This is a genomic window from Streptomyces alboflavus (assembly GCF_000716675.1).
Lineage (GTDB): Bacteria > Actinomycetota > Actinomycetes > Streptomycetales > Streptomycetaceae > Streptomyces > Streptomyces alboflavus.
In genome coordinates this window covers 57,398-77,851 of the sequence record NZ_JNXT01000031.1, presented here as the reverse complement: position 1 = coordinate 77,851, position 20,454 = coordinate 57,398, and the positions used below count along the sequence as shown (strand labels likewise).

The 20,454-nt window shown below is 72.3% G+C and carries 17 protein-coding genes; 10 read left to right on the top strand and 7 right to left on the bottom strand.

What is annotated here, in order from left to right; translation table 11 throughout:
* Positions 1-95 precede the first annotated feature (95 nt).
* Together OO63_RS23350 and OO63_RS23345 are read right to left on the bottom strand one after the other, a co-directional pair.
* Positions 96-1,694: a sensor histidine kinase gene (locus tag OO63_RS23350; RefSeq protein WP_030361242.1), complete on the bottom strand. Its 1,599-nt coding sequence runs from the start codon at positions 1,692-1,694 to the stop codon at positions 96-98.
* Complete coding sequence (locus OO63_RS23345; protein WP_051811109.1) at positions 1,691-2,425, bottom strand: response regulator transcription factor; 735 nt, start codon at positions 2,423-2,425, stop codon at positions 1,691-1,693. Before OO63_RS23345 ends, OO63_RS23350 begins: the two co-directional genes overlap by 4 nt.
* A 134-nt stretch (positions 2,426-2,559) precedes the next feature.
* Between OO63_RS23345 and OO63_RS23340 the strand changes: the two genes are divergently transcribed.
* Positions 2,560-3,351 carry a PepSY domain-containing protein gene (locus tag OO63_RS23340; RefSeq protein ID WP_030361240.1) on the top strand — a complete coding sequence of 264 codons (792 nt, stop codon included), beginning with the start codon at positions 2,560-2,562 and terminating at the stop codon, positions 3,349-3,351.
* 217 nt (positions 3,352-3,568) lie between these two features.
* On the opposite strand, the gene meaB is transcribed toward OO63_RS23340, so the two are convergent.
* A complete protein-coding gene (gene meaB, locus OO63_RS23335) occupies positions 3,569-4,525 on the bottom strand; it encodes a methylmalonyl Co-A mutase-associated GTPase MeaB (RefSeq protein WP_030361239.1) in 957 nt (318 codons plus the stop codon).
* 87 nt (positions 4,526-4,612) lie between these two features.
* Positions 4,613-5,815: an acetyl-CoA C-acetyltransferase gene (locus tag OO63_RS23330; RefSeq protein WP_030361238.1), complete on the bottom strand. Its 1,203-nt coding sequence runs from the start codon at positions 5,813-5,815 to the stop codon at positions 4,613-4,615.
* Between the two features lie 147 nt (positions 5,816-5,962).
* Here OO63_RS23330 and mce point away from each other — a divergent pair, with 147 nt between their 5' ends.
* From mce to OO63_RS23305, 5 genes are all read left to right on the top strand, one after another.
* On the top strand, positions 5,963-6,403 hold the full coding sequence (gene mce / locus OO63_RS23325; RefSeq protein ID WP_030361237.1) for a methylmalonyl-CoA epimerase: 441 nt from the start codon (positions 5,963-5,965) through the stop codon (positions 6,401-6,403).
* Between the two features lie 249 nt (positions 6,404-6,652).
* A complete protein-coding gene (gene scy / locus OO63_RS23320) occupies positions 6,653-10,537 on the top strand; it encodes a polarized growth protein Scy (protein WP_030361236.1) in 3,885 nt (1,294 codons plus the stop codon).
* A 183-nt stretch (positions 10,538-10,720) separates the two neighbouring features.
* On the top strand, positions 10,721-11,656 hold the full coding sequence (locus OO63_RS23315; RefSeq protein WP_030361235.1) for a coiled-coil domain-containing protein: 936 nt from the start codon (positions 10,721-10,723) through the stop codon (positions 11,654-11,656).
* A gap of 89 nt (positions 11,657-11,745) precedes the next feature.
* Complete coding sequence (locus OO63_RS23310) at positions 11,746-12,759, top strand: ABC transporter ATP-binding protein (RefSeq protein ID WP_030361234.1); 1,014 nt, start codon at positions 11,746-11,748, stop codon at positions 12,757-12,759.
* Positions 12,760-12,762: 3 nt separating this feature from the next.
* The gene (locus OO63_RS23305) at positions 12,763-13,533 is read left to right on the top strand and encodes an ABC transporter permease (protein WP_030361233.1); all 771 of its coding nucleotides are present in this window, start codon (positions 12,763-12,765) and stop codon (positions 13,531-13,533) included.
* A gap of 8 nt (positions 13,534-13,541) precedes the next feature.
* Here OO63_RS23305 and OO63_RS23300 read toward each other — a convergent pair whose 3' ends face one another.
* Positions 13,542-14,426, bottom strand: coding sequence for a hypothetical protein (locus OO63_RS23300; protein WP_030361232.1), 885 nt, complete (start codon positions 14,424-14,426; stop codon positions 13,542-13,544).
* Between the two features lie 265 nt (positions 14,427-14,691).
* On the opposite strand from OO63_RS23300, the gene OO63_RS23295 reads away from it, so the two are divergent.
* The 3 genes from OO63_RS23295 to OO63_RS23285 all read left to right on the top strand — a co-directional run bounded on the left by OO63_RS23295 (position 14,692) and on the right by OO63_RS23285 (position 17,935).
* Positions 14,692-15,591, top strand: coding sequence for a hypothetical protein (locus tag OO63_RS23295; protein ID WP_051811108.1), 900 nt, complete (start codon positions 14,692-14,694; stop codon positions 15,589-15,591).
* Between the two features lie 107 nt (positions 15,592-15,698).
* On the top strand, positions 15,699-16,916 hold the full coding sequence (locus OO63_RS23290) for an ATP-binding cassette domain-containing protein (protein WP_030361230.1): 1,218 nt from the start codon (positions 15,699-15,701) through the stop codon (positions 16,914-16,916).
* Between the two features lie 158 nt (positions 16,917-17,074).
* On the top strand, positions 17,075-17,935 hold the full coding sequence (locus OO63_RS23285; RefSeq protein ID WP_030361229.1) for an ABC transporter permease: 861 nt from the start codon (positions 17,075-17,077) through the stop codon (positions 17,933-17,935).
* Positions 17,936-17,965: 30 nt separating this feature from the next.
* Here the strand turns inward: OO63_RS23285 and OO63_RS23280 are convergent, their stop codons facing one another.
* Positions 17,966-18,307: a hypothetical protein gene (locus OO63_RS23280; protein WP_030361228.1), complete on the bottom strand. Its 342-nt coding sequence runs from the start codon at positions 18,305-18,307 to the stop codon at positions 17,966-17,968.
* A gap of 247 nt (positions 18,308-18,554) precedes the next feature.
* Between OO63_RS23280 and OO63_RS23275 the strand changes: the two genes are divergently transcribed.
* Positions 18,555-19,643 carry an LLM class flavin-dependent oxidoreductase gene (locus OO63_RS23275; protein ID WP_030361227.1) on the top strand — a complete coding sequence of 363 codons (1,089 nt, stop codon included), beginning with the start codon at positions 18,555-18,557 and terminating at the stop codon, positions 19,641-19,643.
* 173 nt (positions 19,644-19,816) lie between these two features.
* Here OO63_RS23275 and OO63_RS23270 read toward each other — a convergent pair whose 3' ends face one another.
* Positions 19,817-20,209: an SCO5389 family protein gene (locus tag OO63_RS23270; RefSeq protein WP_030361226.1), complete on the bottom strand. Its 393-nt coding sequence runs from the start codon at positions 20,207-20,209 to the stop codon at positions 19,817-19,819.
* Positions 20,210-20,454 lie beyond the last annotated feature (245 nt).

Below are 20,454 nucleotides of genomic sequence, written 5' to 3'. Positions count from 1 at the left end.
AGCGCTCCCCCGGAGGCGCACTGTCACACTGCGGGCCGCCAGTGGCTGGGCGCGCAGTTCCCCGCGCCCCTTCGGGGCGCTCATCCTTGGGGCGCTCACGTACCGCGAGGGTCAGCGACAGGCAGGCGCAGCACGAAGACCGCTCCCCCACCCGGGGCGCCGTCGACCGTGAGGGTGCCGCCATGGCGCGCGGCCACGTCGCGGGCGATGGCGAGGCCGAGACCCGCGCCTCCCTCATCACGGCTGCGCGCGTCGTCGAGCCGTACGAACCGCTCAAAGATCCGTTCCCGCTCCTGCGGCGGCACTCCGTCGCCGTCGTCCGCCACCTCAAGCACGGCCCAGTCCCCGTCGGCCCGAGTGGTGACCACGACCCGGGAGCGGGTGTGCCGCTGCGCGTTGGTCACGAGGTTGCCGAGCACCCGCGCCAACTGACCGCGGGAACCGGCCACTTCGACACTCTTCAGTTCCGTCGTCACAGCCACCCGGTCCCCCGTGCGCTGCGACAGCTCCTCACGGGTCAGGGCCGCCAGATCCACCCGGCCCTGGCCCGGCTTCTCACCGGCGTCCAGGCGGGCGAGCAGCAGCAGATCGGCGGCCAGCTCCTGGAGGCGCACGGTGTCCTCGACGGCGCCGGGCACGTCGAGGAGGTCCGGGTGGGCGGCGCCCACCTCCAGCTGGGTGCGCAGCGAGGCGATGGGGCTGCGCAGCTCGTGGGAGGCGTCGGCGACGAAACGGCGCTGGCGCTCCACCGAGGTCTGCAGGGCCGCCAGGGTCTCGTTGGTGGTCCGGGCCAGGCGCGCGATCTCGTCGTGCGTGTCCGGCTCGGGCACCCGGCGCGCCAGGTCCTCGGACGCGGTGATCGCCGCCATCTCGGCGCGGATCGCGTCCACGGGCCTGAGCGCGCGGCGCGTGACCAGCCAGGTCACGCCCGCGATCACGGCGAGCAGGACCGGGAAGCCGATCAGCATCGCGGTCAACGCGGTCTTCACGGCGCTCTGTTCGGCGGCCAGGGGGGCACCGGCGTGGACGGTCAGCTCGCCCTTCGCCTCGGTGTCCACGCGCACGGCGGCGAAGCGGTAGTCCTGGGTCTCGCCGTCGACCCGCGCCGAGCCCTCGCTGGTGCGGGTCTTGTCGGAGAGGGCACCGGCCACGGGGGAATCCTTGTCCTCTGCGGCGTCCTCCGCCGCCTCCTCGGCGGCTTCCCTGCGGTCCTCGGCGGCTTCGCTCGCGTCGCTCTCGTCGTCGCTGTCGTCACTGTCGTCGCTGTCATCGGCGTCGTCGCCGGTGTCCGTGGGTTTCGGGGTGGGCTTCGCAGTGGGCTTCGCGCTGGGATTCTTGGAAGGCTTGGAGCTGGGCCCGGGCTTCAACAAGCCCGGTTCGGGACGTACGGCGCTCACTCCCGTGCCCGTCACCGACTCCAGCTCGTCGCTGGCCGCGAGGAGGCGGTCCTTCTCGTCCACGACCTGGACGGGGTTGTCCTCGCCGTCCGGGAGCTCCAGCTCGCGGTCGGTGCTGATGGCGAGCTGCGCCGCCACCTTCCGGGCGGCCGACTCGGCCTGCGAGTCGGCCTGGTCGATGAGGCTCGCGCGCAGCGAAAGGAGCACGGCGGCGCCCGCGGCGACCAGGGCGAGCGCCACGACGAGGGTCGCGCCCACGGTCGCGCGGGCGCGCACAGAGCCGAAGAGCCGCCTCATCGGGGGGCCTCCAGTCGGTATCCGGCACCGCGGACGGTCTTGATCAGCGGGGCGCCGAGCTTGCGGCGCAGCGTGCTCACGTACACCTCGACGATGTTGGGGTCGCCCTCGTACGCGAAGTCCCAGACGTGGTCCAGGATGTCGGCCTTGGACACCACCTGGCCGGCCTTGACAAGGAGCTGCTCCAGGACGGCGAACTCCTTCGCGGTGAGGGTGATCTCCGTGCCCGGTTCGCCCTCGCCCGCGCCGCGCACCACGCGCCGGGCGGCGGTGTCGATCCGCAGGTCGCCCAGGGTGTGGACGGGCGAGGGGGACGCGGCGCGGCGGCGCAGCAGGGCCTTCACGCGGGCGACGAGGACGACGTACGAGAACGGCTTGGTCAGGTAGTCGTCGGCGCCGGTGTCCAGGCCCTCGGCCTCGTCGTACTCGCCGTCCTTCGCGGTCAGCATCAGGATCGGTACGTCGTGTCCGGCGGCGCGCAGGGTCGAGCAGACGCGGTAGCCGTTCATGCCCGGGAGCATGATGTCCAGGATCAGCAGGTCGTACGAGCCCTCCGTGGCGCGGTGCAGACCGTCCAGGCCGTCGTGGACGACGTCGACGGCGTAGCCCTCGGCCATCAGGCCCTTGGCCAGGGAGAGGGCAAGTCGCTTCTCGTCTTCCACGATCAACAGACGAAAGGGGTGACGCGCAGCGTCTCGAGCAGGGTGGTGGTGGGAGACGGGCGGGAGCATGCGTTCAGGATGCCTGAGCCAACCTGAAGAGTTCTTCAGGCTCCTTCAGGAGGGCTTCAGGAACGTTCAGGCAACTTGGTTCTCGTCGGAACGGACGGCCCCGCAACGGGGCCAACCACTCGGGAGGAACCCTCATGAAGCGCAACATCGTCATCGCCACCGTCGTCGCCGCCACGCTCGTCGGGGGCGGGACCGCGACGGCCTTCGCGCTGGGCGGCGACGACGAGTCGTCGGCGGCGGGCAAGTCCAGTGTGCAGCTGAAGCACGACGACAGCCGGGTGAACGACGACCGGGACGACGCCGACGACGCCGCCGAGGACGCGGCGGACGACGCCCAGGACCGTCGGGACGACGCCCGGGACGACCGGGACGACGACCGCGACGACGCTCGTGACGACGACCGGGACGACCTGGACGACGCCCGTGAGGACGCCCGTGAGGCGCAGGGCGACAAGGCCGAGAACGCCGCCGAGGCGAAGGGCGCGAAGGTCGACGCCGCCGAGGCCGTCGCCGCCGCGCTGAAGGCGAAGCCGGGCACCGCCGTCTCCGTCGACCTCGACGACGAGAACGGCGGCCTGATCTGGGACGTCGACGTCCTCGGCAAGGACGGGCGTACCTGGCACAGCGTCCAGGTCGACCCGGGCAACGGCAAGGTCCTCGGCTCGCACGTCGACCGAGACGATGACGGGGACGACGCCGCGGAGACCTCGCGGATCGCCGCCGCCCTCAAGGGCTCCTCGGTCACCGCGGGCGAGGCCGCGAAGGCCGCCGCCGACAAGGGCAAGGTGACCTCCGTGGACATCGACGACGACGGCGCCCGTGTGAACGTCTGGGACGTCGAGACCACGTCGGCCGACGGCACCGAGGCCCACTGGAACGTCGACCTGACCTCCGGCAAGGTCACCGCCGACCGCTACGACGACTGACCCTCCGCGCCCCACCCCAAGACCACGGCGCCCCCACCCCCCAGGGCGCCCCGCCCCGCCACTCAGTGGCGGACCCCCCGGCCCACCCACCCACTGCCGTCGGCCCCGAGCCCCGGCCCGGGTGGGTGGGCTCCCCCATCCCACCGGCCCGCGCGACGCCGTGCGGGCCTCCGGCCGGCCCCGGCCCAGCCCCGCAACAAGGCCCCGGCCGGGCCCCTCAGCCCGAAGTCAATCCCTCCACCAGCGAATCCGCCGCCGCATAAGGATCCAGCTCCCCCGCCACGATCCGCTCGGCCAGCGCCCCCAGGCGCACGTCACCGTGCAGGTCGGCGATCCGCTCGCGCAGGGCGGTGACGGCGATCGCCTCGACCTCGCCCGCCGCGCGGGTGGCGCGGCGGGAGGCGAGGACGCCGCGCTCCTCCATCCACGCCCGGTGCTTCTCCAGGGCCTCGACGAGTTCGTCGGTGCCCTCGCCGCGGGCGGCGACCGTCTTGACGATGGGGGGCCGCCAGTCCCCGGGGGAGCGGGACTCGCCGAGGCCGAGCATGTGGTTCAGCTCGCGCGCGGTCGCGTCCGCGCCGTCGCGGTCGGCCTTGTTGACGACGTACACATCGCCGATCTCCAGGATCCCGGCCTTCGCCGCCTGGATCCCGTCGCCCATGCCGGGCGCGAGCAGGACCACCGACGTGTCGGCCTGCGCGGCGATCTCCACCTCGGACTGGCCGACGCCGACGGTCTCCACCAGGATCACGTCGCAGCCGGCCGCGTCGAGCACGCGGATGGCCTGGGGGGCGGCCCAGGCGAGCCCGCCGAGGTGGCCGCGGGTGGCCATGGAGCGGATGTAGACGCCGGGGTCGGACGCGTGGTCGGACATCCGGACGCGGTCGCCGAGCAGCGCGCCGCCGGAGAACGGCGACGACGGGTCGACGGCGAGCACCCCGACCCGCTTCCCAGCCCGCCGATACGCGCTGACCAGCGCCGACGTGGACGTCGACTTGCCGACGCCGGGCGATCCGGTGAGCCCGACGACGTACGCGTGCCCGGCCAGCGGAGCCAGCGCCGCCATCACCTCGCGCAGCTGCGGCGACGCCCCCTCGACCAGCGAGATGAGCCGGGCCACGGCCCGCGGCCGGCCCTCGCGGGCCTGCGCGACGAGGGAGGGGACGTCCTGCATTGCGGCTCCGTTCCGTACGTTACGTGGACGAGTCGAGCGTCAGCGGCGGGGCGAGGGGCCGGGGCAAGCACGCCCCGGCCGACCGTCTCAGCTCTTCGCCACCTTCAGGATGAGCGCGTCGCCCTGGCCACCGCCGCCGCACAGCGCGGCCGCGCCGACGCCGCCGCCGCGCCGCTTCAGCTCCAGGGCCAGGTGCAGGACGAGACGGGCGCCGGACATCCCGATCGGGTGACCGAGGGCAATGGCCCCGCCGTTGACGTTCACCTTTTCCGTGGACACCCCGAGGTCCTTCATTGACTGGACCGCGACGGCGGCGAAGGCCTCGTTGATCTCGATGAGGTCGAGGTCGTCGACGGTCAGGCCCTCCTTCTTCAGGGCGTGCCGAATGGCGTTGGACGGCTGCGACTGGAGGGAGTTGTCGGGGCCCGCGACATTGCCGTGCGCGCCGATCTCCGCGATCCAGGCGAGGCCGAGCTCCTGGGCCTTGGCCTTGCTCATCACGACGACGGCGGCGGCGCCGTCGGAGATCTGCGAGGCGGTGCCCGCGGTGATGGTGCCGTCCTTGGCGAAGGCGGGGCGCAGCTTGCCGAGCGACTCGGCGGTGGTCTCGGCGCGGATGCCCTCGTCGCGGGAGACGAGCACCGGGTCGCCCTTGCGCTGCGGGACCTCGACGGGGGTGATCTCGGCGTCGAAGGTGCCGTTCTTCTGGGCGGCGGCGGCGCGCTGGTGGGAGAGGGCGCCGATCTCGTCCTGCTCCGGGCGGGCGATGCCGAGACGGGTGTTGTGCTTCTCCGTGGACTCGCCCATGGCGATGTTCTCGAAGGGGTCGGTCAGGCCGTCGTGGGCCATCGCGTCGAGCATCTCGATGGCGCCGTACTTGTGGCCCTCACGGGACTTGGGGAGCAGGTGCGGGGCGTTGGTCATGGACTCCTGGCCGCCCGCGACCACGATGTCGAACTCACCGGCGCGGATCAGCTGGTCGGCGAGGGCGATGGCGTCCAGTCCGGAGAGGCACACCTTGTTGACGGTGAGTGCCGGGACGTTCATGGGGATGCCCGCCTTGACGGCGGCCTGGCGCGCCGGGATCTGCCCCGCCCCGGCCTGAAGCACCTGCCCCATGATCACGTACTGCACCTGGTCGCCGCCGATGCCCGCCCGGTCGAGCGCCGCCTTGATCGCGAAGCCGCCGAGGTCCGCGCCGGAGAAGGACTTGAGCGAGCCGAGCAGACGCCCCATGGGCGTGCGCGCGCCCGCGACGATCACTGAGGTGGTTCCGGTCGTTCCAGACATGTGGCACGGCCCCTTCCAGCTGGGGAGCTGAGGAGAGTGAACGAGGGTTTACTCGAATGTACTGAGCGGTACGGCGCACGTCACCGGGCAGCCGGTGTGATCGCGCGCACGTTGCGTAATCACGGTCGGGGGCGCTGCACTTGACGCATGCTGACGCGAATCGACCACATCGGGATCGCCTGCCGGAACCTCGACGAGACCGTCGAGTTCTATCGTGCTACGTACGGTTTCGAGGTGTTCCACACCGAGGTCAACGAAGAGCAGGGCGTGCGCGAGGCCATGCTGAAGATCAACGAGACCTCGGACGGCGGCGCCTCCTACCTCCAGCTCCTGGAGCCCACCCGGGAGGACTCCGCCGTCGGGAAGTGGCTCGCCAAGAACGGGGAGGGCGTGCACCACATCGCCTTCGGCACGGCCGACGTCGACGGCGACGCCGCGGCCATCAGGGACAAGGGCGTCCGGGTGCTCTACGACCAGCCGCGCATCGGCTCCATGGGGTCCCGGATCACCTTTCTGCACCCCAAGGACTGCCACGGGGTCCTCACCGAACTCGTCACTTCCGCACCCGCCGAACAGACGGAGCACTGACCCCCACATATCCGGGCCGGTAGGGTTGGGGGCGGCCGTCCGAAACCTTGGGCGGTCGCTTGCCGGGGTCCGGGTTTCGGGGGACGAGCATCGGGGCAGCAGCCCGAGCTCCACTGTTGATCTGACACCATTCTCCGGGGGTCCCGTTCGGCGGCTGGACGGGACTCGTACGGCAGGGGTGTGAGACCAGGAACGGGGTCACCCCTGCTCGAGCGAAGCCGAGAGCTTGGGGAAGGACGGGACCGCGCAGTGCGGGGCTACGAGAGCCAGGACAGCCGACGACCGGCTGAGGCCGACCATCTTTCTCGGTTCGAGGCCGAGATGGACCGGCTGAAGACCGAGCGGGAGAAGGCCGTCCAGCACGCCGAGGACCTCGGCTACCAGGTCGAGGTGTTGCGCGCCAAGCTGCACGAGGCGCGCCGCAACCTCGCGTCCCGGCCTGCCTACGACAGCGCCGACATCGGCTATCAGGCCGAGCAGCTGCTGCGGAACGCGCAGGTGCAGGCCGAACAGCTGCGCGCCGACGCCGAGCGCGAGCTGCGCGACGCCCGCGCCCAGACGCAGCGCATCCTCCAGGAGCACGCCGAGCAGCAGGCCCGGCTCCAGTCGGAGCTGCACGCGGAGGCCGTGTCCCGGCGCCAGCAGCTCGACCAGGAGCTGAACGAGCGCCGCCAGACCGTCGAGTCGCACGTCAACGAGAACGTGGCGTGGGCGGAGCAGCTGCGCGCCCGCACCGAGCAGCAGGCCCGGCGCCTCCTCGACGAGTCGCGCGCCGAGGCAGACCAGGCCCTCGCCGCCGCCCGCGCCGAGGCCGAGCGCGTCGCCGAGCAGGCCCGCCAGCGGCTCACCGCGGACGCCGAGAGCGCCCGCGCGGAGGCCGAGGCGCTCCTGCGCCGGGCCCGCACCGACGCCGAGCGCCTCCTGAACGCCGCCTCCACCCAGGCCCAGGAGGCCACCGAGCACGCCGAGGCGCTGCGCTCGTCCACCGCCGCCGAGTCCGACCAGGCCCGCCGCAAGACCGCCGAGCTGAGCCGGAGCGCCGAGCAGCGCATGGCGGAGGCGGAGACGGCGCTGCGCGAGGCGCGCACGGAGGCCGACAAGGTCGTCGCCGAGGCCAAGGAGGCGGCGGCCAAGCAGCTGGCGTCCGCCGAGGCCGCGGGCGAGCAGCGCACGCGTACGGCCAAGGAGCAGGTCGCCCGGCTCGTCGGCGAGGCCACCAAGGAGGCCGAGGCCGCCAAGGAGGCCGCCGAGCAGAAGGTCCAGGACGCCCGCGCCGAGGCCGAGAAGCTGATCGCGGACGCCGCGGAGAAGGCCCGTTCGATCACCGCCGAGGAGACGGCGTCGGAGATCGCGAAGGCCGCGCGGACCGCGGAGGAGGTCCTGGACAAGGCGTCCGAGGAGGCGAAGGCGACCACGCGCGCCGCCGCCGAGGAGGCCGAGCGGGTCCGCGCCGAGGCGGAGGCCGAGGCCGACCGGCTGCGCGGCGAGGCGCACGACATCGCCGAGCAGCTGAAGGGCGCGGCGAAGGACGACACCAAGGAGTACCGCGCCAAGACGGTCGAGCTGCAGGAGGAGGCGCGGCGGCTGCGCGGCGAGGCCGAGCAGCTGCGGGCCGACGCGGTCGCCGAGGGCGAGAAGATCCGCGGCGAGGCCCGGCGCGAGGCCGTCCAGCAGATCGAGGAGGCGGCGCGCTCCGCCGAGGAGCTGCTCGGCAAGGCCAAGGCCGACGCGGAGGAGGCCCGGCAGGCCGCGACCACCGAGGCCGAGCGGGTCCGCACGGAGGCCATCGAGCGGGCCACCTCCTTGCGCAAGCAGGCCGAGGAGACCCTGGAGCGCACCCGCGCGGAGGCCGAGCGGCACCGCACGGAGGCCGCCGAGCAGGCCGAGACGGTCACGTCGGAGGCGCAGACCGCCGCGCAGGCGCTGCGCGAGGAGACCGAGCGCGCGGTCGCGGCCCGCAAGGCCGAGGCCGACACCGAGCTGACCCGGCTGCACACCGAGGCCGAGGAGCGCCTGGCCGCGGCGGAGCAGTCGCTGAGCGACGCCCGCGCCGAGTCCGAGCGGATCCGCCGTGAGGCCGCCGAGGAGACGGAGCGCCTTCGCACGGAGGCGGCCGAGCGGATCCGGGCGCTGCAGTCGCAGGCGGAGACGGAGGCCGAGCGCCTTCGCACGGAGGCCGCGGCGGACGCCTCGCAGGCGCGTGCCGAGGGCGAGTCGGTGGCGGTGCGGCTGCGTTCGGACGCGGCCGCCGAGGCGGAGCGGCTGAAGACCGAGGCGCAGGAGTCCGCGGACCGGGTGCGCGCGGAGGCCGCCGCGGCCGCCGAGCGCGTCGCCGCGGAGGCCGCCGAGGCCCTCTCGGCCGCGCAGGACGAGGCGGTCCGGCGCCGCCGCGAGGCCGAGGAGACCCTGGGCGCGGCGCGCACGGAGGCCGACCAGGAGCGGGAGCGGGCGCGCGAGCAGAGCGAGGAACTGCTCGCGTCGGCGCGCAAGCGCGTGGAGGAGGCCCAGGCCGAGGCGGTCCGTCTGGTCGAGGAGGCCGAGGCGCGGGCCACGGAGCTGGTGTCGGCGGCCGAGCAGAAGGCCCAGTCGGTCCGGGACTCCGTGTCGGGCCTGCAGGAGCAGGCGCAGGAGGAGATCGCGGGCCTGCGCTCGGCGGCCGAGCACGCCGCGGAGCGCACCCGCAGCGAGGCGCAGGAGGAGGCGGACCGCGTCCGCGCCGACGCGTACGCGGAGCGGGAGCGGGCCGGCGAGGACGCCAGTCGTACGCGCAGGGAGGCGGCGCAGGAGGCGGAGGCCGCCAAGGCCCTTGCCGAGCGCACGGTCGCGGAGGCGATCGCGGAGTCCGAGCAGCTGCGGTCGGACGCGTCCGAGCACGCCCAGCGGGTGCGCACGGAGGCGTCGGACACCATCGCGACAGCCGAGCAGGACGCCGCCCGCACCCGTGCCGACGCCCGCGACGACGCCAACCGCATCCGCAACGACGCGGCGAGCCAGGCCGACACCCTGATCGGCGAGGCCCGCAGCGAGGCCGAGCGCCTGACGGCGGAGACGATCGCCGAGACCGACCGGCTGAAGGCCGACACGGCCACCGAGGCCGAGCGGGTGCGGGCCGAGTCCGTGGCGAAGGCCGAGCAGCTGATCTCGGACGCCTCGGGCGACGCCGAGCGGCTGCGCGCGGAGGCCGCGGAGAACGTGGGCTCGGCGCAGCAGCAGGCCGAGCGGATCCGCACCGAGTCCGCGCGCGTCAAGGAGGAGGCCGACGCCGAGGCCGAGCGGGTCAGGTCGCAGGCACGCGAGGAGGCCGAGCGCACCCTCGACGAGGCGCGCAAGGAGGCCAACAAGCGGCGCACGGAGGCCGCGGAGCAGGTCGACACGCTCATCACGGAGGCCGCGGCCGAGGCGGAGAAGCTGACGGCGGACGCCCAGGAGAAGGCGCTCAAGTCGGCGACGGACGCGGAGGCGCAGGCCGACACCATGGTCGGCGCGGCCCGCAAGGAGGCCGAGCGTCTGGTCGGCGAGGCCACCGTCGAGGGCAACTCGCTGGTGGAGAAGGCGCGTACGGACGCCGATGAGCTGCTCGTCGGTGCCCGCAGGGACGCGACCGCGATAAGGGAGCGCTCCGAGGAGCACCGCGACCGCATCACGACGGAGATCGAGGAGCTGCACGAGCGCGCCAGGCGCGAGTCGGCGGAGGCGATGAAGACCGCGGGCGAGCGCTGCGACGCGCTGGTCAAGGCCGCCGAGGAGCAGCTGGCGGAGGCCGAGGCGAAGGCCAAGGAGCTGGTCGCGGACGCCAATTCGGAGGCGAGTTCGGTGCGGATCGCCGCCGTGAAGAAGGCCGAGGGCCTGCTCAAGGAGGCCGGGACGAAGAAGGCCGAGCTGGTGCGCGAGGCCGAGCGGCTGCGTGACGAGGCGCGGGCCGAGGCCGAGCAGATGGTCGACGAGGGCAAGCGGGAGCTGGAGGTGCTCGTGCGGCGCCGCGCGGACATCAATGCGGAGATTTCCCGTGTCCAGGACGTGCTCGAGGCGTTGGAATCCTTTGAGGCCCCGCAGACCGGGGGCAAGGACGGTGGCGTCAAGGCGGGGGCCGCGGCCGGTGCGACTCGTTCGGGTGGCAAGCCGTCAGAAGGCTAGCCACCGGGCCTGTTCCGTGCTCGGCGAGGACCTTCGGCCCTGTCGCTGGCAAGCAGTCTGCCGGTTAGCCACTCAAAAGGGGTGTCATTCTCCAGATCAAACGGGCATACGCTCGATGACACGCCGCAACGCCCCCTAGGATTCCCTCTATCACCTCACCCGGTCTCATTCGACAGGAACCCCATGAGCGACACTTCCCCCTACGGCTTCGAGCTTGTGCGGCGTGGGTACGACCGCGCTCAGGTGGACGAACGTATCTCCAAGCTCGTCTCCGACCGAGACTCCGCTCTCACCCGTATCACTGCTCTGGAAAAGCGCATCGAGGAACTCCACCTCGAGACGCAGAACGCCCAGGCTCAGGTGGCCGACGCCGAGCCGTCGTACGCCGGGCTCGGTGCTCGCGTCGAGAAGATCCTCCGTCTCGCCGAGGAGGAGGCGAAGGACCTGCGCGAGGAGGCGCGGCGCGCCGCCGAGCAGCACCGTGAGCTCGCCGAGTCCGCGGCCCAGCAGGTGCGCAACGACGCCGAGTCGTTCGCCGCCGAGCGCAAGTCCAAGGCCGAGGACGAGGGCGTCCGCATCGTCGAGAAGGCCAAGGGCGAGGCGAGCGCGCTGCGCGCCGAGGCGCAGAAGGACGCGCAGTCCAAGCGCGAGGAGGCGGACGCCCTCTTCGAGGAGACCCGCGCCAAGGCCGCCCAGGCCGCGGCCGACTTCGAGACGAACCTCGCCAAGCGGCGGGAGCAGTCCGAGCGCGACCTGGCCTCGCGTCAGGCCAAGGCCGAGAAGCGCCTCGCGGAGATCGAGCACCGCGCGGAGCAGCTGCGCCTGGAGGCGGAGAAGCTGCGCACGGACGCCGAGCGCCGCGCCCGCCAGACCGTCGAGACGGCACAGCGCCAGGCCGAGGACATCGTCGCGGACGCGAACGCCAAGGCGGACCGGATCCGCAGCGAGTCGGAGCGGGAGCTGGCGGCTCTCACCAACCGCCGCGACTCCATCAACGCCCAGCTGACGAACGTCCGCGAGATGCTCGCGACGCTCACCGGCGCGGCTGTCGCCGCCGCGGGCACGCCCGCGGAGGACGAGCCGATCTCGCGGGGGGTCCCGGCCCAGCAGAGCCGCTGACGCGGAGAGCGCCAACACGGGGTGAACGACGACGGAGCCCCCTGCCACGCCGAGTGGCAGGGGGCTCCGTCCCGTCTTAGCGTGTGCGCATGATCGAGCTTGAGGGGCTTACCAAGCGGTACGGCGAGAAGGTCGCCGTCAACAACCTCACCTTCACCGTCCACCCGGGCACCGTCACGGGCTTCCTCGGGCCGAACGGCGCGGGCAAGTCGACGACGATGCGGATGATGCTGGGGCTCGACAACCCGACCGCGGGCGATGTGCGGATCGACGGCAAGCACTACGCCCAGCTGAAGGACCCGCTGAAGTACATCGGCGCGCTCCTCGACGCCAAGGCCATGCACGGCGGCCGCAGCGCCTTCAACCACCTGCTGTGCCTGGCGCAGTCCAACGGCATTCCGCGCGCCCGGGTCCACGAGGTCCTGGACACCGTGGGCCTGACGGCGGTCGCCAGGAAGAAGGCCAAGGGCTTCTCGCTCGGCATGGGCCAGCGCCTGGGCATCGCGGGCGCGCTGCTCGGCGACCCCGAGATCCTGATGTTCGACGAGCCGGTGAACGGGCTCGACCCCGAGGGCATCCACTGGATCCGCAATCTGATGAAGTCCCTCGCCGCCCAGGGCCGCACGGTCTTCGTCTCCTCGCACCTGATGAGCGAGATGGCGCTCACCGCCGAGCACCTCGTCGTCATCGGCCAGGGCCGGCTGCTCGCCGACACCTCCATGTCGGACTTCATCCGGCAGAACTCGCGCTCCTACGTCCGCCTTCGCTCCCCGCAGCGCGAGCGTCTCCTTGACGTGCTGCACGAGGCGGGCATCACCGCCGTCGAGGCGGGCAACGGCACGCTCGAAGTGGACGGCGCCGGCTCCGAGCAGCTGGGCGAGCTGGCCGCGCAGCACCAGCTCGTCCTGCATGAACTCAGCCCGCAGCAGGCCTCGTTGGAGGAAGCTTTCATGCAGCTCACGGCCGAGTCGGTGGAGTACCACGCGCACGCGGACCACCAGCCGCCCACCACCGCCGACCCCGGTTCGGCACCGCCGCCCGGCGGGACTCCCCCGGGTCAGGGCTGGGGCGCCACCTGGCAGCAGCCGGGGAAGGGGAACTGAGCCATGGCCGCGACGCAGGTACTCAGGTCGGAGTGGACCAAGATCCGCTCGGTGGCCTCGACCGTCTGGACGCTCGGCCTCGCCGTCGTCGTCACGATCGCCCTCGGCATGCTGATCAGCATCCTGTCGAAGAACGACTACGACAACCTCAGCCGCGAGGACAAGATCACCTTCGATCCGACGTACATCAGCTTCGCCGGGATGTCGCTCGGCCAGCTCGCGATGATCGTCTTCGGTGTCCTGGTCGTCTCCAACGAGTACAACACCGGCATGATCCGCACCTCGCTCGCGGCGGTCCCGCAGCGCGGCACGTTCCTGTTCAGCAAGGTCGCGGTCGCCGCGCTGCTCGCGTTCGTGGTCGGCATCGCCACCAGCTTCGTCGCGTTCTTCCTCGGCCAGGCGATGCTCGGCGAGTACAAGGCGCACCTCGGCGATCCGGGCGTGCTGCGGGCGGTCATCGGCGGTGGGCTCTACATGACGCTGATCGCGATGTTCTCGATGGGCGTCGCCGCGATGCTGCGCAGCCCGATGCTGTCCCTCGGCATCCTGATGCCGTTCTTCTTCCTGATCTCCAGCATCCTCGGCAATGTGTCGGCGACGAAGAAGATCGGCCGCTTCCTGCCCGACCAGGCCGGAAGCAAGATCATGCAGGTGAAGTCGCCCTTCGACGACGACACCCCGTACGGCCCCTGGGGCGGACTCGGCATCATGGTGGCGTGGACGGCCCTGGCCCTGCTCGGCGGCTACGTCCTGCTGAAGAAGCGCGACGCCTGACGCCCGCCTCAGCCGGCCCCCTGCCCGTCCCCCGGCGGCAGCAGGTCGTCGAACCGCGACCAGCCGCCCCACCGCCACACGTCCTTGTCCAGGTCCGGCTCAAGCGGCACGAAGCGGCCCAGCTCGAAGTCCCCGGCCTCCAGGTCGAACCAGCGCTCGTCCGCGACCTCCGTGCCCAGGCGCACCGTGCGCGCGCTCAGCCGGACGAGCAGCTTGACCCCGCTCGACCGCGACAGGTCCTTGCCCTGGATCTCGCGGAACGGCAGCCGTGGCACCGGGGCCTCGATCGGTATCCACACGGTGAAGGGCGCGCCGCGCTCCACGGCGAGCCAGTAGCGCTCGTCGGCGGGCTCGCCCTTCTCGTCCAGGACCTTCAGCCACTTCTTGTAGATGACGAGGCTGCCGTCGTGCGGTGAGGGCTCCAGGTAGCGCAGGTGCGCCCGGGCCCTGAGGTCGACGACGGACAGGTTGTCGAAGCGGTTGTAGAAGCGGATGGCGATGACCGCGTCCTGGCCGCTCGCGCAGCGCAGCGCGTAGTCGGGAAAGTCCGTGGTCCTGGCCTGGGAGATGCTCGCGCGCCGCCGCCAGACGAAGGGCCGCAGCGCGAACATCTTGATCAGCACGATGCCGAGGAGGACCGCGGGGGCGAGCGCGCCGGTGATCGAGGCGACGGTCGCGAGCAGTTGCTGCGCGGTGTTGTCGCGCTGCGGTTCGAGATTGTCGGTGCCGACGCAGGCGCGCAGGACCGTGAGGCCGAGGTCGAAGACCTGTTCCTGGGCTCCGAAGCGCTCCCCCAAGGACCGCTTCGACGTCTCGGCGAGCGTCCACAGCGCCGCGACGAGGGCGGAGAGGACCGCGAGCGCGGCCAGCGCCATCAGGAGCAGCGAGTGCACGGAGTGACCGGCGATCCACCAGCGAACGGATTTCCGGTACCGCGGGTGCGGACCCCGCCCGTGTCGTCGCGACCGATCCACCACCAGCCTCAAGTCCCCTCGTTGTCAGGCCAGTTGGAGAGGCAACCTAGAATGGACTGGCATCTTTCCCAGGACACGTCCCGAGCAATCGCGCCACGGGAGGCGAGGGCGGGTCCCGGGACGGTCGGACCCCGCGTGGCAGGCTGCGTCTCCGCATCGCGCGACCATTCCGAAAGGCGTCACCGTGACGACAAAGGACCGAAGCCTCGCAAGCCTCGGCTTGGACGACGTACCGGCGAGAGCGCCGCTGACCTACCCCGGACGCCCGACCCCCGGCCCTTCCCTCCTGACCGGCGACGAACTGCTCCGGCTTGACGTGCGCCCGCGGCGGCTCGGCGACTGGCGCGTCACGGAGCTCGACGGGCAGCCGCTCGACGCCGTCCTCACCGACCTCGGGCAGGCGAGCACGGGCGACCGGCACCCGGTCATCGCGGTCGGCTCGAACGCCTCGCCCGGCCAGGTCGCGCACAAGCTCACCCGCCTCGGCATCCCGGCGGCGGTGCCGATGGCGCCGGTGCGGGTGGAGGGGATCGCCGTGGGCTGCTCGGGGCACATCAGCCCCGCCGGGTACGTGGCGGCCACCCCGTACGTGGAGCGCGCCGCGGCGACCGAGCTCGTCCTGACGTGGCTGGATTCGGCGCAGCTCAAGGCGGTCGACGAGACCGAGTTCCCGGACTACCGGCGGGCGGTGCTTCCGGGTGACCAGTTCCCGATGACGCTGCCGTCGGGCGAGCGGCTGAGCGGCGCGTACATCTACTTCAGCGCGCACGGCGTCCTCACCGACCCCGGCGGCGCCCTGCCCAGGCCGGGCGGCGGCGACCAGGCGACGCTGCTGCGGGCGCTGCTCGCGGCCTCCCCGCGCCTGGGGAAGCTGGTCGGGCCGGACCCCGAGACCTGGGTGGCCCGCGCCGGAGCCGAGCGTTCCGTGCGCGAGGAGGGCACCCGCGTCTTCGGCGAGGAGGGCTGGGTGCTTCCACAGACGGACTTCCTGCCGTACGCCGACGAGTCCGCGGAGCTGCTCCGGTACGACGACCTGCCTCCGCTGGGCGGCTCCCTGACCGATGGACCCGCCCCCTCGGCTTGACCGGAGTTTTACTCGCTCTTGGCTGGAACCGTCAGCCCACAGATATCCTCCTAACCCTTACGGGGGCGTGTGCCCCGACGTCCTGAACCATTCGATGGGTGCGGAGAATGATCGAGGCAGTCGGCCTGACGAAGCGCTACGGCGCCAAGACAGCCGTGTACAACCTTTCCTTCCAGGTGCGGCCCGGCACCGTGACCGGCTTCCTCGGCCCCAACGGGTCCGGCAAGTCGACGACGATGCGCATGATCCTCGGGCTCGACGCGCCCTCGCAGGGGCAGGTGACGATCGGCGGCTACCCGTACCGCAAGCTGCCGAACGCGCCCCGCCAGGTCGGTGCCCTGCTCGACGCCAAGGCGGTGCACGGCGGTCGGCACGCCCGCAACCACCTGCTGTGCCTCGCGCAGCTCTCCGGCATCCCGGCCCGGCGCGTGGACGAGGTCCTCGGGGTCGTCGGCCTCCAGGAGGTGGCCCGGAAGCGCTCCAAGGGCTTCTCGCTCGGCATGGGCCAGCGCCTCGGCATCGCCGCCGCGCTGCTCGGCGACCCGCAGGTGCTGCTCTTCGACGAGCCCGTCAACGGCCTCGACCCCGAGGGCATCCTCTGGGTGCGCAACCTGATGAAGTCGCTCGCCGCGGAGGGCCGCACGGTCTTCGTCTCCTCGCACCTGATGAGCGAGATGGCGCTCACCGCCGAGCACCTGATCGTCATCGGCCGCGGACAGCTGCTCGCGGACATGAGCGTCAGGGACTTCATCTCGGCGAACTCCGCCGACTTCGCCCGGGTGCGTACCCCCGACACCGACCCGCAGCAGCGCGAGAAGCTCACCGCCGCGCTCACCGAGGCCGGCGGCCAGGTGCTGCCCGAGCAGGACGGCGCGCTGCGCGTCACCGGCCTGCCGCTGCCCCGCATCAGCGACCTCGCGCACGGCGCGGACGTCCGCCTGTGGGAGCTCTCGCCGCACCAGGCCTCGCTGGAAGAGGCGTACATGCGCATGACGCAGGGCGCCGTCGACTACCGCTCCACCGTCGACCAGCGCGCGGGCCTGCAGCAGCAGCTCCCGCCCGGCGCCATGGCGCAGCCGCAGCAGCCCCAGCTGCCGGTGCCCGGCCAGAACCAGCCCGGCTGGTACGCCCCGCCGCCGCCCCAGCAGGGCGGCCAGCCCTTCGCGATGCCGCAGGGCGCGCCCGCCGCGCCGCCCGCCCCCGACGCGAACCCGTACGCCGCGGCCCCCCAGGCCCCGGCCGCGGCCCCCCAGGCCCCGGCCGCGGCCCCCTCCGCCGCGCCCGACATGACCAAGAGCGCCACCGACAACGAGGAATCCCGATGACCACGCCTCCGACTCCGCAGCAGCCGCAGGCGCAGCCCCAGCAGCCGCAGGACCAGCAGGCCCCCGCCGCCCCGGCCCAGCAGCCCCAGCCCCCCGTGCAGCAGCCCCAGCAGGCCTACGCGCACGCCGGGGCCCCGGTGCCGCACGGCGCCCCGGGCATGGCGGGCGCCCCCGCCGCGCCCGCGCCCGCCGCCCCGGCCCCGCCGTCGGCCTGGCAGCAGGCGATGAGCAACGCCTACACCTCGCCGATCCCGATCAAGAAGACCAACCTCGGGCACGCCCTCGCCTCCGAGTGGACGAAGATCAAGTCGGTCCGCTCCACGGTGTGGACGCTGAGCATCTTCCTGATCCTCGTCATCGGCATCGGGCTGCTCGCCGTCGCGAACACGCAGGCCGACGACTACCGCGACGTGCCGTTCACGGTCCCGGCGTTCTTCGGCCTGATGCTCGGCCAGATCTGCCTGATCACGCTGGGCGTCCTGGTGACCTCGTCCGAGTACGGCACCGGCATGATCCGCACCACGTTCACCGCGTCGCCGCAGCGCCACCGCGTGCTCGCGGCGAAGGCGCTGATCTTCTTCATCATCGCCTTCGTGGCGTCCGCGGGCTCGATCCTGCTCGTGGGTCTGATGGCGTCGGGCGCGCACAGCGGCCCGGAAGCGGGCGACATCGCCTGGGGCGGCACGGTCGTCAAGGGCGCCCTGTACGTCTCTCTGCTCGGCGTGCTCGCGCTCGCCGTCGGCTCCATGCTGCGCCACTCCGCCGGTGCCATCACGACGATGCTCGGCGTGGTCCTGGTGCCCGCGATCCTGCCGGGCTTCCTCGGCATCTGGGACAGCACCCAGAAGCTCGGCGACAAGATGGCCGACTACAACGCCATCAACTCGCTCGCCAAGATCTTCCGGATCGACGGCCTCGACAGCACCAGCACGGGCACGTCCCAGCTGATGCTGCTCGTCGTGATCACGGCCGCCGCCGTGATCGGCGCCTTCGCCCTCCTGGAGAAGCGCGACGTCTGACCGGACCTGGCCCGCCCCGCGGGAACGGCCCTAGTACCTCGGCGCGTTACGGGACCGCCGCACCCGCGTGGTGCGGCGGTCCTTCGCGTTCCAGCACGCCGTGTGCCAGTGCCTGCGCTCGTCCACGCCCGAGTGCTCGGGCCAGGCGACCACGTGCGCGAGGCCGGAGGGGATCTCCTGGTCGCAGCCCGGGCAGCGGTAGGTCTTGCCGGCCGCGCTGGCGCCCGCGACATGGCGCACGCTCCACTGTTCGCCCTGCCAGCTCTCGGCGCGCTGGAAGCCGCCGTAACGGCCGGCGGGCTCCGCGCCCTCGGCGGCCTGGCCCGGCCTGGGATCTCCGGCGCCCTTGGGGCGGTTACGACGCGGCGACACGGGACACCTCACGGAAGGGACAGTACTTGGCGTGGCTCGGCTGGGCGGGCCGCCGACAGCGGGCGGCGGTATGTCCAGCCTACGCACCGTACCGAGGGGTACACGTCCTCCACCAACCCCCACAGATCCCCCCTGCGCCGCGCAGAAAATCTGCCAATCTGCCCGCGAAGCCGTGCCTTTGGCACTTGTCACGCGTTGTTGCCGGTAGGGGAGTGCCTGCATCGGTGCCAAGGAGGCAGGAAGTTCGATGCGCTTAGGAAGTTTTGTGCTGGCCGCCCAGTTCCCGGGCCAGGGCCACGGGGAAGCACTGCACCGCGCCGTGCGGTCCGTCGAAGTCGCCGAGGAAGCGGGCCTCGAATCGGCCTGGCTCGCCGAACACCACTTCGTGCCGTACGGCACCTGTCCTTCCGCGATCACGCTCGCGGCCCTGCTGCTCGGCCGCACCCGGCGCATCCGCGTCGGCACGGCCGTCAGCGTACTGCCCACCGTCCATCCCGTGGCCCTCGGCGAACAGGCCGCGCTGCTGCACCTCACCTCCGGCGGGCGCTTCTCGCTGGGCGTGGGACGCGGCGGCCCCTGGGTGGACCTGGAAGTCTTCGGCTCGGGCATCGAGGCGTACGAGAAGGGGTTCCCGGAATCCCTCGACCTGCTGCTCAGCTGGCTCAGCGGGGCGGGCCGGGTGGCGGGCCCCGGCGGCCGGTTCGCCTTCCGCGACGTCGCGGTCGTGCCGCGCCCGACGGAGTCCCTGTGCCCGGCCCCGGCCCCCTTCCCGGACCGGCCCGCGCCGCCGGAGCCGGACGGCGCCGGGCCGTCCGCGGGCCCCGAGGTGGTCGTCGCCTGCACCTCGCCGTCCAGCGTCCGGCTCGCCGCGGCCCGCGGCCTGCCGATGCTCCTCGGCATGCACGTGGGCGACGAGGAGAAGGCCGAAATGGTGGCGTTGTGGAGCAGGCACGCGCGGGCCGCGGGGCGCACGCCGGACGAGGTGGCGCGGGCCGCGCACGTCTCGGCCGGGGTCGCCCAGATCGCGGACCGGCGCGTGGAGGCCAACGAGACGCTCACGAAGGCGATGCCGGGCTGGCTGAAGTACGGCCTCGACGCCCATGTCACGGTCGACGGCCGCGTTCGCGCCATGCGCGACCCTCTCGGGTACACGGAAATGCTGTGCGGCATCCACCCCGTGGGGACCCCTCAGGTCTGCGCGGACCGCCTGGCGGCGACCTCCGAGCGCACAGGCATCACCCGCTTCGCACTCCTGGTGGAAGGCTCAGGCGACCTCGCGACGACAGAGGAGAACGTACGCCGCCTGGGCACAGAAGTACTCCCCCAACTGACCTGACCAAGCGCCCCAAAGGGGCGCGGGGAACTGCGCGCCCAGCCCCCACAGCCCCGCAGACAAGAAAAAAAGGGGGCCACCCCCAAGGGAAACCCCACACAAAGGCGCCCCCGCCAGAAGAATGCTGCCGCCCCGGACTGAAACACCTCCCGCGTACGGAGCGGCAGCAACTGTCCTCAGCAGTCGCGAAGCTTCGGCGACTGATTCAACAACTGGCCACGGATCGAGGTGAACTTGGCCAGCCTGTCGTCTGCGGAGCCGTCCAGCGGGAACACCGCCACACGGTGGCAGTTCTGGAACGCCAGGCGGACACCGAAGTGGCGCTGCAGGGCGCCGCGAATCGCGTCACTCGCGAGCGCGCGGAGCAACTGACCGCGCGCCTGCTCGTCCGGCGGCGGCGTCTGGTTGTCGGCGAACTCGCCGCCGTCGACCTTCAGCTGGGCCACCAGGGAGCTGACCATCTCCCACGCATAAGGCAGGGAGGTCCGGACGCAGTCGACGAATGCTGCTTCGTCGACCTCGCCTCGCTCGGCCTGTTCCAACAGTGCCGGTGAGACGTCGAGCGACATGGGTTCTCCTCTCGCACCCCCAGGGAGCAGGGGCTTACGGACAGGGAAGGAGCTCGCATACGCAGCGTGCACGTGCGACGACCTCCTGCTTATACGGTAGGCAACGGCTCGGTGGACCACCAGGAGATTGGGCGCATAACCGGCCAGGATCGAACGGGTTCATCGCTGGACAAGTGGTGCGGTCCAAGGGCCCGCGGAGTCGGGAGCGACCCACGGAGTTCGCCGCACCACCCCGCGTCGAGTAG

Bases quoted from the DNA above. Each gene is read 5' to 3' on its own strand.
- OO63_RS23310 (WP_030361234.1), top strand. From the start codon at position 11,746: ATGATCGAGCTTGAGGGGCTTACCAAGCGGTACGGCGAGAAGGTCGCC.
- OO63_RS23270 (WP_030361226.1), bottom strand. From the start codon at position 20,209: ATGTCGCTCGACGTCTCACCGGCACTGTTGGAACAGGCCGAGCGAGGC.
- meaB (WP_030361239.1), bottom strand. From the start codon at position 4,525: ATGCAGGACGTCCCCTCCCTCGTCGCGCAGGCCCGCGAGGGCCGGCCG.
- OO63_RS23275 (WP_030361227.1), top strand. From the start codon at position 18,555: ATGCGCTTAGGAAGTTTTGTGCTGGCCGCCCAGTTCCCGGGCCAGGGC.
- OO63_RS23305 (WP_030361233.1), top strand. From the start codon at position 12,763: ATGGCCGCGACGCAGGTACTCAGGTCGGAGTGGACCAAGATCCGCTCG.
- OO63_RS23330 (WP_030361238.1), bottom strand. From the start codon at position 5,815: ATGTCTGGAACGACCGGAACCACCTCAGTGATCGTCGCGGGCGCGCGC.
- mce (WP_030361237.1), top strand. From the start codon at position 5,963: ATGCTGACGCGAATCGACCACATCGGGATCGCCTGCCGGAACCTCGAC.
- OO63_RS23340 (WP_030361240.1), top strand. From the start codon at position 2,560: ATGAAGCGCAACATCGTCATCGCCACCGTCGTCGCCGCCACGCTCGTC.
- OO63_RS23315 (WP_030361235.1), top strand. From the start codon at position 10,721: ATGAGCGACACTTCCCCCTACGGCTTCGAGCTTGTGCGGCGTGGGTAC.
- OO63_RS23290 (WP_030361230.1), top strand. From the start codon at position 15,699: ATGATCGAGGCAGTCGGCCTGACGAAGCGCTACGGCGCCAAGACAGCC.
- OO63_RS23350 (WP_030361242.1), bottom strand. From the start codon at position 1,694: ATGAGGCGGCTCTTCGGCTCTGTGCGCGCCCGCGCGACCGTGGGCGCG.
- OO63_RS23285 (WP_030361229.1), top strand. From the start codon at position 17,075: ATGGCGGGCGCCCCCGCCGCGCCCGCGCCCGCCGCCCCGGCCCCGCCG.
- OO63_RS23345 (WP_051811109.1), bottom strand. From the start codon at position 2,425: ATGCTCCCGCCCGTCTCCCACCACCACCCTGCTCGAGACGCTGCGCGT.